At 67.4% G+C, this 12368-nt stretch carries 14 protein-coding genes and 1 pseudogene; 10 read left to right on the top strand and 5 right to left on the bottom strand.

Annotated elements, in window-relative coordinates:
* Positions 1-122: 122 nt before the first annotated feature.
* Complete coding sequence (locus ACFRMN_RS35755; RefSeq protein ID WP_383027981.1) at positions 123-449, bottom strand: hypothetical protein; 327 nt, start codon at positions 447-449, stop codon at positions 123-125.
* A gap of 333 nt (positions 450-782) precedes the next feature.
* Here ACFRMN_RS35755 and ACFRMN_RS35750 point away from each other — a divergent pair, with 333 nt between their 5' ends.
* From ACFRMN_RS35750 to pstB, 9 genes and pseudogenes are all read left to right on the top strand, one after another.
* On the top strand, positions 783-1649 hold the full coding sequence (locus ACFRMN_RS35750) for a helix-turn-helix domain-containing protein (RefSeq protein WP_383027979.1): 867 nt from the start codon (positions 783-785) through the stop codon (positions 1647-1649).
* Positions 1646-1858: a DUF397 domain-containing protein gene (locus ACFRMN_RS35745; RefSeq protein ID WP_383027977.1), complete on the top strand. Its 213-nt coding sequence runs from the start codon at positions 1646-1648 to the stop codon at positions 1856-1858. The genes ACFRMN_RS35750 and ACFRMN_RS35745 overlap by 4 nt, the downstream gene beginning before the upstream one ends.
* Before the next feature lie 14 nt (positions 1859-1872).
* A pseudogene (locus ACFRMN_RS35740) lies at positions 1873-2283 on the top strand (ATP-grasp ribosomal peptide maturase); the annotation flags it as partial.
* A complete protein-coding gene (gene tgmC, locus ACFRMN_RS35735; RefSeq protein WP_383027975.1) occupies positions 2280-3479 on the top strand; it encodes an ATP-grasp peptide maturase system methyltransferase in 1200 nt (399 codons plus the stop codon). The pseudogene ACFRMN_RS35740 and the gene tgmC, both read left to right, overlap by 4 nt.
* A gap of 105 nt (positions 3480-3584) precedes the next feature.
* Positions 3585-3893: a DUF6087 family protein gene (locus tag ACFRMN_RS35730; protein WP_383027973.1), complete on the top strand. Its 309-nt coding sequence runs from the start codon at positions 3585-3587 to the stop codon at positions 3891-3893.
* Positions 3894-4392: 499 nt separating this feature from the next.
* Positions 4393-5523, top strand: coding sequence for a phosphate ABC transporter substrate-binding protein PstS (gene pstS / locus ACFRMN_RS35725; protein WP_383027971.1), 1131 nt, complete (start codon positions 4393-4395; stop codon positions 5521-5523).
* 160 nt (positions 5524-5683) lie between these two features.
* Entirely contained in the window at positions 5684-6679 is a 996-nt protein-coding gene (gene pstC / locus ACFRMN_RS35720; protein WP_383027969.1) for a phosphate ABC transporter permease subunit PstC, read from the top strand.
* Positions 6676-7755: a phosphate ABC transporter permease PstA gene (gene pstA, locus ACFRMN_RS35715; protein WP_383027967.1), complete on the top strand. Its 1080-nt coding sequence runs from the start codon at positions 6676-6678 to the stop codon at positions 7753-7755. The genes pstC and pstA overlap by 4 nt, the downstream gene beginning before the upstream one ends.
* A 52-nt stretch (positions 7756-7807) precedes the next feature.
* Positions 7808-8584, top strand: coding sequence for a phosphate ABC transporter ATP-binding protein PstB (pstB, locus tag ACFRMN_RS35710; protein ID WP_249954241.1), 777 nt, complete (start codon positions 7808-7810; stop codon positions 8582-8584).
* Positions 8585-8756: 172 nt separating this feature from the next.
* On the opposite strand, the gene ACFRMN_RS35705 is transcribed toward pstB, so the two are convergent.
* Complete coding sequence (locus ACFRMN_RS35705; protein WP_383027965.1) at positions 8757-9755, bottom strand: anion permease; 999 nt, start codon at positions 9753-9755, stop codon at positions 8757-8759.
* Positions 9756-9760: 5 nt separating this feature from the next.
* On the bottom strand, positions 9761-10381 hold the full coding sequence (locus ACFRMN_RS35700; protein ID WP_129767944.1) for a DUF47 domain-containing protein: 621 nt from the start codon (positions 10379-10381) through the stop codon (positions 9761-9763).
* A 221-nt stretch (positions 10382-10602) separates the two neighbouring features.
* Here ACFRMN_RS35700 and ACFRMN_RS35695 point away from each other — a divergent pair, with 221 nt between their 5' ends.
* On the top strand, positions 10603-11028 hold the full coding sequence (locus tag ACFRMN_RS35695; protein ID WP_383027963.1) for a metal-sensitive transcriptional regulator: 426 nt from the start codon (positions 10603-10605) through the stop codon (positions 11026-11028).
* A 96-nt stretch (positions 11029-11124) separates the two neighbouring features.
* Here ACFRMN_RS35695 and ACFRMN_RS35690 read toward each other — a convergent pair whose 3' ends face one another.
* The gene (locus ACFRMN_RS35690) at positions 11125-11349 is read right to left on the bottom strand and encodes a hypothetical protein (RefSeq protein WP_382876471.1); all 225 of its coding nucleotides are present in this window, start codon (positions 11347-11349) and stop codon (positions 11125-11127) included.
* Between the two features lie 177 nt (positions 11350-11526).
* The gene (locus ACFRMN_RS35685; RefSeq protein ID WP_383027960.1) at positions 11527-12354 is read right to left on the bottom strand and encodes a hypothetical protein; all 828 of its coding nucleotides are present in this window, start codon (positions 12352-12354) and stop codon (positions 11527-11529) included.
* Positions 12355-12368 lie beyond the last annotated feature (14 nt).

Genomic DNA, 12368 nt, shown 5'->3' with positions numbered 1-12368 from the left:
GAGACAGAAACTTGCATGAACTTGCGCAGATTCCCCCATGCGGGGAATTGCCCTACGGAACGGATCGAGGGCAGCGCACCAGCCTCCGGTGAGGTGAACCCGCCGGAGGCTGGTGCGCCTGACTACGTGACGTCGGGGCAGTCCTCGGCGCCGCACACCAGTAGACCGAGGCGGACGCCTCTGCTCTCCGCGATGAGCAGCATGTCCCCCAACGCGTCCGCCAGCCGGACAACCAGGCAGTCGACTTCCACAGCTTCCGGCCCAGGTTCCGCAAGCACGTCCAGCGCCTCCTCGTGCAGCTTGAACGCCTGAGCGAGCCGTACGCCCTCGATCCGGTCGGCGAGCCTGGACACAGGGCCGGTGCCGGTGCCGTCCGTCGAGAGGTAGCAGGGCCGACCGTCTTCGTCGGTCCAGGGCAGCAGCCGCAGCGGGCGTCCGTCGATGTTCACCGGATCACCTCCGGGCCGTACGCGCTCGCACGATGCCAGCGGCGCGGCTTCGTCAACAGGACGGGCAGCAAGACGAGTGCATGAGCAAGGGAACTGATCACGTCTTCAACTTCCTTTCGCATAGCGGCTCATGTCGACCCGACCTGACGGGCACGCGATCAAAGTTCACGTCGCGTCGCAGGAGGGTCACCATACGTGACACAGCGAGCATGATGCCGAGAAAGGTTTCTAGGCAAGTGGGTCAGTCGAGTTTCTTAATAATGTGAGGAATCGGCACATGCAAGGCTCCGCTACCTGTGTAAAGTCCAGCCCGAGAGAGGCGGTGACCAACGCATGGCAGATGCCCGTCCAAACCTGATGCGTCGTCGACTCGGCTTGGCGCTACGTACGTTGCGACAGCGATCCGGCCTCAACCTGCCGGACGCGGTGAAGCTGCTGGGGCTCTCCGGTCCCTCCGCGCTGAGCAAGATCGAGAACGGCAAGCAGCGAGTCCCCGCAACCTCGTTGGACAAGTACTTTCAGGCATACGAGGTACGGGACGAGCAGCGGATACAGGAGATCCGGCAGTTGGCCGCGCAGGCTTCGTCGTCACGACGTACCAATCTGTTCGACCAGTACCGCGATGCCGTCCGCGACCCCTTCGCCGACTACCTCGAACTCGAAGAACTCGCCGTGCACACGGACTGCTACGCGGCCCAACTGATTCCGGGACTGTTGCAGACACCTGAGTACGCGTACGCGGTAGTTGAAGGCAGCGGCAAGTGGGGAACCGCGCGCGAGGTGCGCACATTCGTGGAACTGCGCATGAAGCGCCAGCAGGCGCTCCGACGTGAGCGTCCTCTTTCCATGTGGTGCGTACTGGACGAAGCCGCGCTACGCCGGGCCATGGGAGGGGCACAGGTACTCGCGGGCCAGCTGCGTCACCTACTCGACGTTTCTGAGGCACTTCCCGGCGTGGATGTACAGGTGCTCCCGTTCAGCGTCGGCGTCCACGCGGGTATCGACGGAACGTTCACCTTGTTCCGGTTCGACGCGGGCGACCCGCTGGTCGTGCTGGAGCCACTGACGAGTTCCCTCTACTTGGAGGAAGATGAGCACGTGGGACGCTACGACGCCGCGCTCAACCACCTGCGTGCACGGGCGTTGGACATTCCGGCGTCACGCGAGTTCATCAAGGGCCTCATCAAGGAGGAAGCGTGAGTAGCAAGGCCGACCCGAAAGCCGCCCACTGGGTCAAGAGCAGCTTCAGCTCAGGCGGCGACAATTGCGTCGAGGTGGCCGTCACGGACGCCACCACCGGCATCCGCGATTCCAAGATCCCTCACGGCCCTCAACTCGCCTTCAGCACGACGGCGTTCATAACGTTCCTCAGTGGCGTCAAGGCCGATCGGCCGGGTCGTACCGCCTGAGACAGGGTGGGCGGACCCGGTGGGCGGACCCGGTCTCCGCCGCCGAGATCGATGACAGCGTGAGCGTGACACCACACCTGTTCCAGGCCCGCGTGGACAAGGTCGCCGACGTGCGGGTGCTGGTGATCGGCCGGCGAACCTTCACCGTACGGATCGACTCCTGTTTGCTCGACTGGCGCAGGGACTACGCCGCCCACACCTACACCGTGGTCGAGCTGCCCGACCACGTGAACAAGGCGCTCCTCGCCTGCCTGGACCACTTCGGCCTGGCGTCCGGGAGCTTTGACCTCGCCGTGGACCGGGAGGGTGACTACTGGTGGCTGGAGCTGAACCCCAACGGCCAATGGGCGTGGCTGGAGCAGAGGACCGGACTGGAGATGTCCGCAGCATTCGCTGACCTGCTCACACGAGGAGAATCCCCATGACCGACACGGCGCCCGACCGGCGTGCCCTCGCGGACCGGCTGGAGAAAGCCGGTGTCCTCACCACTCCCCAGTGGCGAGCCGCGGTGGAAGCCGTACCGCGCGAGCTGTTCCTGAACCCCGGGGTGTTCCTGCCCATGGACGGCGGCCGGTGGCGGCCGGTCAGGGCAGTTGGAGCCAACCCAGCCGAGTGGGGGCGGATCGCCTACAGCGACCAGTCCCTGACCACTCAGCTCGACGGATACCTGACCGCCGATCAAGCCGGTGACCTCGTGACGGGCGTGCCCACGTCGTCGTCCACCACTCCGGTCACCGTCGTCGGCATGATCGAGAACCTGGACGTGGAAGAAGGGCACCAGGTGTTGGAAATCGGCACGGGCACCGGTTACTCCTCGGCCCTGATGTGCCACCGCCTCGGCGAAGACAACGTGACGACGGTCGAGGTGGACCCGGCGGTGGCGGCCCGTGCGGATGCCGCGCTGGAAACGGCCGGGTTCTCGACGTGGACCGTGACCGGGGACGGGCTCCTTGGGCACCCGCACCGCGCCCCGTATCACCGGGTGATCGCCGCCTGTGCCGTCCGCCGTATCCCCCACACCTGGATTCGGCAGACCAGGCCGGGCGGCATCATCCTGGCCACCGTCGGCTCCTGGCCCTACGGCGCCGGCCTTGCGAAGGTCACCGTGGGCGAGGACGGTACTGCCGAAGGGCGGATCACCGATCGCTCCTCATTCATGCAGGCGCGATCTCAGGCCGCGGTACCGGTGTCCGGGGACCTGTCCGCCCGCACAGCCTACGCCGACAGCGAGCGGGCGACGAAGGTACCGCCCGTGGTGCTGGAGGAGTGGATGCCCGCCTTTCTCGCCCAGCTCGCCGCACCCGGCGTGCAGTTCGTCCGCGCCGCGACGAGCGACGGTACCCAAACCCAACTCCTGTACGTCTTTGACCCGGAGCGGGAGTCATTCGCCGAATTCACCGCTGACGGCGATGGCTGGACCGTCCGCCAGGGTGGCCCCGTGGCCCTGTGGGACGACATCGAACGGGCTCTCACCGCGTGGCAGGACGCGGGAAGCCCCGATATCACCGCCGTACGGCTTCGCATCACCGCCGACTCCCACACGTACTGGATCGATGACGACCCGGCACTGCGTTGGCAACACCGCCTCGCCCGACCGCCGGCACAATCCCGAGCCTCCTGAGCGAAGTCAAAGGGCGCTGCAGTGCCCGATGCCCTCCGACGACGCGGGAGGCCCCGTCGGCCGCTACCCTCCCCGGATAGCCACCGCCGATCCTGGGGAAGCACAATGGACGACGAGCCACTGAAGGACTGGGCGGAGCGCCGTGACGCGAAGACTGGCAAGCTCCGCGCCGCGCCCGTCACCAGCGAGGGCAGTGTGAGGGGCTCTCACGTGAGCCCGGACGCGCCGCGAGTCATCGAGAGGTGGAACGGCAGCTCCTGGGATTTCCACGCCATCGTGCCGAACCTCGCAGAGGCGAAGCGCCTGCTCTGTCCAGAGGCGTCCGCGCCGGAGCCGAGCCCTGCCCCCAACACCTTGGGGCCGGGCACCGGCAAGCACCGCAAGCCACAAGCGCCACGCTCGGACCGGCACTGACCGTCAGGGCTGCCGGGCTCGTCCGCTCTCTCCCCTCGTGTCGGACGGCCATGGCTCCTCCCCTCCGGGATGAGCCACCGCAGCACCGCCTGAGCCCCGCGACCGGCTACTGGTGGACGCGCTCCTGAACGCGTCGCACGCGACGTAGCGGTCCGTACGCACGTGCCATAGCGGCCCGCACCCGACGTAGTGGCCCTACGCCGCACAGCGGGCCGTACCCGACGTAGCGCGCCGTACGCGGCACGGCCCCGGTCACCATGTGGCGCTTTCGTGATCGCGAGTACGCCCTCCGTACACCCAGTCGGGTGTACGGCACGCACCCCGGAACCACACCGCCCCGCGAGGTTCACCTTCCGTTCACTCGCCCCCGTCGGCGGCTTCACCTGATCTGCCTAATTTCGGCCTTACACGGTGACGGTCACAGCGCCGCACCAGCCACCCCGACGCACGCCGCCGTACAAAGACTCAGACCGGCGGCTCCTGGAAGGAACAACCCGAAGTGAAGCTTCAGCGCAAGAACGGGCTGCGCGCCACCGCGCTCGGTGCCCTCGCCGTCTCCGGCGCCCTGGTTCTCACGGCGTGCGGCTCGGACAACAACTCCGAGGGCGGCGACGCGTCCTCCAAGCCCTCCGCCGCCACGAGCGAGGTGTGCAAGGACGCCGAGGGCAAGCTGCTCGCGTCCGGCTCCAGCGCGCAGAAGAACGCCATGGACCTCTGGGTCAAGAACTACATGGCCACCTGCACCGGCGTAGAGGTCAACTACCAGTCCTCCTCCTCCGGTGAGGGCATCGTCGCGTTCAACCAGGGCACGGTCGGCTTCGCCGGCTCCGACTCGGCGCTGAAGCCCGAGGAGGTCGCCGACTCGAAGAAGATCTGCACCGGCGGCCAGGGCATCAACCTGCCGATGGTCGGCGGCCCGATCGCGATCGGTTACAAGCTGAATGGTGTGGACAACCTCGTCCTCGACGCCCCCACGCTCGCCAAGATCTTCGACAGCAAGATCAAGAACTGGGACGACGCGGCGATCAAGGCCCTGAACCCCGACGCCAAGCTTCCCAGCGAGCCGATCCAGGCCTTCCACCGCTCCGAGGACTCCGGCACCACGCAGAACCTGGGCAAGTACCTGGGCGCCGCGGCCCCGTCCGACTGGAAGTACGAGGCCGAGAAGAAGTGGCCCGCCCCGGGCGGCCAGTCGGCCTCCGGCTCCTCCGGTGTCGCCAGCCAGGTAGCCACGGTCGAGGGTGCCATCGGTTACTTCGAGCTCTCCTACGCCACCTCGCAGAAGATCTCGACGGTCAAGGTCGACACGGGCGCCGCCGCCCCGGTCGAGGCCACCTCCGAGAACGCCTCCAAGGCCATCGCCGCCGCCAAGATCAAGGGCACCGGCAAGGACCTGGCGCTCGAACTCGACTACGCCACCAAGGCCGACGGTGCCTACCCGATCGTCCTCGTGACGTACGAGATCGCCTGCGACAAGGGCAACAAGCCCGAGACGCTGGCCACGGTCAAGTCCTTCCTGAACTACACCGCCAGCGCCGACGGTCAGAAGCTGCTCACCGAGGCCGGCTACGCGCCGATCCCGGCCGAGATCAACGCCAAGGTCCGCGAGACGGTCGCTTCCCTTTCCTAGTCCCGACCGCTGTCCCACCCGCCGCCAGCCCGGCGGGTGAGCCGCTCAGCGGATGACGGCAGCCGGCCAGGACCAACCCTCCGGGCCGGCTGCCGTCCCACCCCATCCGGTGCACCGCCGCCAGGGGAGCCATCACTCCCCCACACAGACCGGAAAGACCATGGCTTCCACCACATCAATAGACACCCCACCACCCCCGCGGTCCGCGCCGCCGTCGGCGAACACCTCCACCGGGCGTGCGGGCGACAAGATCTTCTCGGGCCTCTCCAGGGGCTCGGGCATTCTGCTGCTCGTCATCATGGCGTCGATCGCGGTATTCCTGAGCTACCGCGCCGCCATCGCGATCTCCAAGGACGAGGGCAACTTCCTCACCACCTTCGACTGGAACGCCTCCGCGGACCCGCCGGTCTTCGGTATCGCCGTCCTCCTCGTCGGCACGATCGTCAGCTCCACCGTCGCGATGGTCATCGCGGTCCCCGTCGCCGTCGGTATCGCGCTGTTCATCTCGCACTACGCGCCGCGCCGACTGGCCGCGCCCATCGCGTACGTGGTGGACCTGCTGGCCGCGGTTCCGTCGATCATCTACGGCATCTGGGGCGCCATCGTCCTCGTGCCGTACCTCGGCGGCCTCAACTCCTGGCTCGACCAGTACTTCGCCTGGACGTACATCTTCGACCAGACCCAGCCCGGTGTGGCCCGCAATATGCTCACCGTCGGCATCCTGCTGGCGATCATGATCCTGCCGATCGTGACCAGCGTCAGCCGGGAGGTCTTCCTCCAGGTCCCGCAGATGAACGAGGAGGCGGCGCTCGCCCTGGGCGCCACCCGCTGGGAGGTCATCCGGCTCTCGGTCCTGCCCTTCGGACGCTCCGGTGTCATCTCCGCGGCGATGCTGGGACTCGGCCGCGCGCTCGGCGAGACGATGGCCGTCGCCACGGTCCTCTCGCCGAACTATCTGATCTCGCTCCATCTGCTCGACCCGGGCGGCGGCACGTTCGCCCAGAACATCGCGGCGAAGTTCGGCGAGGCCAACGCGTTCGGGCGGGACGCCCTGATCGCCTCCGGTCTCGTGCTCTTCGTCCTCACCCTGCTGGTGAACGGCGCGGCCCGGCTGATCATCGCGCGCCGCAAGGAGTACTCGGGGGCCAACGCATGAGCCACGCAGCCGTACAGGACACACCGACCCCGGTACCGCCGTCGGGCGGGCAGAACAGCCTCAGCCAGCGCAGCCTGCCCCGGTGGGCACCGGCCGCCTTCGCCCTCCTCGGCATTCTCATCGGCGTGGGAACCGGCTCCGCCGCCGGTCTCGACAGCAAGGTCCAGTGGGGCCTGATCGCCGTCATCGCCTTCGTCGTCATCTCGTACGTCGTCACCACGGCGGTCGAGAACCAGCGCCAGGCGAAGGACCGCCTGGCCACCAGCGTCGTCTGGGTCTGCTTCGTCCTCGCGGTCATCCCGCTGTTCTCGCTGCTGTGGACCACCATCAGCCGCGGGATCAAGGTCCTCGACCCGTACTTCCTGACCCACTCCATGGCCGGTATCCCCAGCTCACAGGTGGGCGGCGGTCTCTACCACGCGCTCGTCGGCACCTTGCAGCAGGTCGGTATCGCCACGCTGATCTCCGCGCCGCTCGGCCTGCTGACCGCCGTGTATCTGGTCGAGTACGGCAAGGGCGCGCTGGCCAGGGCCGTGACGTTCTTCGTGGACGTCATGACCGGCATCCCGTCCATCGTCGCGGGTCTGTTCATCCTGTCGCTCATGCTGATGTTCAACCTCGGGCCGTCCGGCCTGATGGGTGCGCTCGCCCTGTCGATCCTGATGATCCCGGTCGTCGTGCGCTCCACCGAGGAAATGCTCAAGCTCGTACCGAACGAGCTGCGCGAGGCGTCACTCGCGCTCGGTGTACCGAAGTGGCGCACGATCCTCAAGGTGGTCCTGCCGACCGCGATCGGCGGTATCACCACCGGTGTGATGCTCGCTATCGCGCGTATCGCCGGTGAGACGGCTCCGATCATGCTCCTCGTCTTCGGCAGCCAGCTGATCAACACGAACCCCTTCTCGGACCCGCAGTCGTCGCTGCCACTCTACGTCTTCCAGCAGTACAAGGACTTCGAGCCGGCCTCGATCGACCGTGCCTGGGCCGCGGCCCTGGTGCTGATCGCGTTCGTCATGATCCTCAACCTGGTGGCGCGCGGTATCGCCCGCTGGAAGGCCCCGAAGACCGGCCGCTGAGGCCCGAGATCCGGCTCCGCCGCGCGGGGCCACGAAAGAAGCAGTGATTGACATGGCCAAGCGAATCGACGTCAGCGGTCTGACCGCCTACTACGGGTCCCACCGGGCCATCGACGACATCTCGATGACCGTCGAGCCCCGCTCCGTGACGGCCTTCATCGGCCCGTCCGGCTGCGGCAAGTCCACCTTCCTGCGCACCCTCAACCGGATGCACGAGGTCACCCCCGGTGGCCGCGTCGAGGGCAAGGTGCTGCTGGACGACGAGAACCTGTACGGACCGAATGTCGACCCGGTCGCGGTGCGCCGTACCGTCGGCATGGTCTTCCAGCGCCCGAACCCGTTCCCGACGATGTCGATCTTCGACAACGTCGCGGCGGGCCTGCGGCTGAACGGCAAGGTCCGCAAGAGCGAGCTGGCCGAGGTCGTGGAGAGGTCCCTCAAGGGCGCCAACCTCTGGAACGAGGTCAAGGACCGCCTGAACAAGCCCGGTTCCGGCCTCTCCGGCGGCCAGCAGCAGCGTCTGTGCATCGCCCGCGCGATCGCGGTCGAGCCGGACGTCCTGCTGATGGACGAGCCGTGCTCCGCCCTCGACCCGATCTCCACCCTCGCCATCGAGGACCTGATCGGGGAGCTGAAGGAGCGCTTCACGATCGTCATCGTGACGCACAACATGCAGCAGGCGGCGCGAGTGTCGGACCGTACGGCGTTCTTCAACCTGGCCGCCGTCGGCCAGCCCGGCAAGCTCATCGAGATAGACGAGACCGAGCGGATCTTCGCCAATCCGTCCGTGCAGGCGACGGAGGACTACATCTCCGGCCGCTTCGGATAGGCGCCAGTCCGTCCTGCGGTGCTGCATGGCGGTGCCACCGCACGGCGAAGGGCCCGCCCCCTCTCCCAGGGGGGCGGGCCCGCTTTTTTCGTACGGTGCCGGCGCTTGTACGGCGCGGCTCGGCTGTACGGCGCGGCTCGGCCGAAGGCGCGGCTCAGCCTTACGGCGCGGCTCAGCCGAAGGCGAGGTTCACGATCCAGAAGCTCACTGCCGCGACCAGGGCCGCCGCCGGCATCGTGATGAACCAGCCGAGAATGATGTTCTTGGCGACCCCCCAGCGGACCGCGTTGACCCGCTTCGTCGCCCCCACACCCATGATCGCCGAGGTGATGACATGCGTCGTGGAGATCGGCGCGTGGAACAGGAACGCCGAGCCGAACATGATCGACGCGCCGGTCGTCTCCGCCGCGAACCCCTGCGGCGGGTCCAGCTCGATGATCTTGCGGCCGAGCGTCCGCATGATGCGCCAGCCGCCCGCGTACGTACCGAGGGACAGCATCAGCGCGCAGACGATCTTCACCCAGATCGGGATCGCGTCGCCGGAGTCCTCCACATCGGCGATGACCAGGGCCATCACCACGATCCCCATCGTCTTCTGCGCGTCCTGCAGACCGTGCCCGAGCGCCATACCCGCCGCCGAGACGGTCTGGGCTATGCGGAAGCCGCGCTTGGCCTTGTGCGGGTTGGCCCTGCGGAACATCCACATGATCGCGACCATCACCAGATACCCGACGACCAGACCGACGACCGGGGAGACGAACATCGGGATGACGATCTTCTCAAGCACCCCGGACCAGATGACATCGGTCCCGCCGGCCAGCGCCGCGCCCACCATGCCGCCGAACAGCGCGTGGGAGGACGAGGAGGGAAGCCCGAAGTACCAGGTGACCAGGTTCCAGACGATCGCGCCGACCAGTGCGGCGAAGAGGATGCCCATCCCCCGCGAGCCGTGCGGCGTGGCGATCAGGCCCTCGCTGACGGTCTTGGCGACCCCCTGGCCGAGGAACGCGCCCGCGAGGTTCATCACCGCGGCCATCGCCAGGGCCGCACGCGGGGTCAGTGCCCGGGTGGAGACCGAGGTGGCGATGGCGTTGGCGGAGTCGTGAAAGCCGTTGGTGTAGGTGAAACCGAGCGCGACGGCAACGGTCACGATCAACGCGAAGGTGTCCACGTGGTTCAGGACTCCTTGACCGCGATGGTCTCCACCGTGTTCGCGACGTGCTCGAACGCGTCGGCGGCCTCTTCGAGCACGTCGACGATCTGCTTGAGCTTGAGCACCTCCATCGCGTCGTACTTGCCGTTGAAGAGATGGGCCAGCAGCTTGCGGTGGATCTGGTCGGCCTGGTTCTCCAGCCGGTTGACCTCGATCCAGTACTCGGTGAGGTTGTTCATCGTCCGCAGGTGCGGCATGGCCTCGGCGGTCAGCTCGGCGGCCCGTGCGAGCACCTCGATCTGCTGCTCGACACCCTTGGGAAGCTCTTCGATGTTGTACAGGACGACGAGGTCGACGGCCTCCTCCATGAAGTCCATGATGTCGTCGAGCTGGGACGCGAGGCTGTAGATGTCCTCACGGTCGAACGGCGTGATGAAGGAGGAGTTGAGCTGATGGAAGATCGCGTGAGTGGCGTCGTCGCCCGCGTGCTCCGCTGCCCTCATCCGCTCCGCGATCTCGGCCCTGGCGGAGGAATCCGCCCCGAGGAGTTCCATCAGGAGCTTGGAGCCCGTGACGATGTTGTCCGCGGACGCGGCGAACATGTCATAGAAGCTCGTCTCCCTGGGGGTCAGACGAAATCGCACCTGGGGTCCTCGGGTTACATGGGGTTCGGTCAGGGGTGATGGTAGGCGCAACATCCGGCCACGGCTAACCGTCAAGTTCCCAGTGTCACTCATGGTGGCAAGGGGGAGACCAGAGGCCCCTGCCCCAGTAACCAGAGGCGGGTAACATATACCCAGGTAGGGTATACACCCCTTTTCGGACAGCATCATCGGAATCACTGACAGCACAACGGGAGGACGCGATGACGACCACTGAGGCGGCCGGCGCGGCGATGAGCGACGCGCCCTCCACCGGCGCGACGGGCACCACGGACACCACGGACAGCGCCGACAGCACGGACACCACGTCGGGCACAGAAGCCGTCACCACCGATCACGACCGCGGGGTGCACGGCTACCACAAGCAGAAGGACGAGCACCTCAAGCGGCTGCGCAGGATCGAGGGCCAGATCCGCGGCCTCCAGCGGCTGGTCGACGAGGACGTCTACTGCATCGACATACTGACCCAGGTCTCCGCCTCGACGAAGGCGCTCCAGTCCTTCGCGCTCCAGCTCCTCGAAGAGCACCTGCGCCACTGCGTGGCCGACGCCGCGGTCAAGGGCGGGGAGGAGATCGACGCGAAGGTGGAGGAAGCGACCAAGGCGATCGCCCGGCTGCTCCGTACCTGACGTATCGCTGACGTATCGCACGTACCTGTGACGTATCCGACACGCTGTACGTATGTGACGCCGACCGCCCCCCGTCACCAGGGGCGGCCCCGGCGGTCACTCCCCGCAGGAGTCTCTTCGCCGCGGCCCCCGGGACGTCCCTGGATGGCGCGGAGCGGCGGGCCGTTCGGTCCTCACGTTCAGCACCTCGTCGATACGGTCCGGGCTGAGCCGTTCCCCGTCAGCGGCCGACGCCGCGATCATCAACTCCCCGCACCACTCGATCTCGGCGAGGGCCACGTGGTCCTGGACGTTCGGCGTGCGCAACAGAGCCACGTGCATTCACCTCTTCCTGCCGTTGTCGACTTCCTAGCGTAGGGAGCGTGATACACGCCGCGCATGGCACGTCTGGACCATTTCCGCCTTGGTCCTCTGTGGTTACGGCTTGATTTGATCTTGCCGATCCCGCCGTGAAGCCTTTGCGTTCCGCAATCCGCGGCCCGTGCGCGGGTACTCGGCTCAGGACTTGATCTCGCCCGCGAAGATGTCGCCCTGCGGGGGCAGCCCGACGGAGACCCGCTCCCCGAACGCGTACAGCAGCGTCGTCGAGGCGACCGCGACCGTACGCCCCTGGTTGACATAGCTGAACCTGTGCCTGACCTTGCGCAGCCGCCCGGCCTCGTCCAGATACGCGTCGAACGGCACCGCGTCCTCGCCGAACCCCTTCGCCGCCGCGCCCAGTGCCCCGCGCGCGTAGGACGACGCCGCCTGCGCGGCCCGCCCGATGTGGGTGACACCCTTGTAGTGCCATACGCGAACGCCGGCGAGATCCAGTTCGTCGACAAAGGTCACGTTCCTGGCGGCACGCAGCAGTTCGGCCGCGGTCAGCGGGTCCGTCGCCCCGCCCGTGACCAGGTTCCCGTCCTCCAGCGTGGTCGAGTCGACCCTGACCCACTTGTCCGCGGGCACCCCGGCCCCGCGATTCTTCATGTACAGCGCCCCGGGCGAGAGCAGTTCGGTGATCGGCCGGTGCTCGCTCGCGCCCGCGGGCTCCTTGGGCAGTACCACCCGGAGCCGGCCCATCCGCTTGCCGAAGTCATAGCCGCCCTCGCCGCGAATGGTCACGCGCGTCCCGCCGGCCGCCATCTCCATGGACGTACTGGCCTTCGAACTGCCCGACGCGAGCAGCGCGTCGGCCGCTCTCCGTACGGCCGCGGGGTCACTGCCCGGCCGCTCGTCGGCCGCCGCTCCACCGCTCCCGGAACAGCCGGCGGTCGTGGCCACGACCCCCGCCATGGTCACGACGGCGAACGCCACGCCCCTGCGTCTGTGCTGCTGCACCACCATCGCCTGCCAACCCC

Source organism: Streptomyces sp. NPDC056835, from assembly GCF_042789485.1.
Lineage (GTDB): Bacteria > Actinomycetota > Actinomycetes > Streptomycetales > Streptomycetaceae > Streptomyces.
Note: the sequence above shows the minus strand (reverse complement) of the source record. Positions and strands in the feature narration are given on the sequence as shown.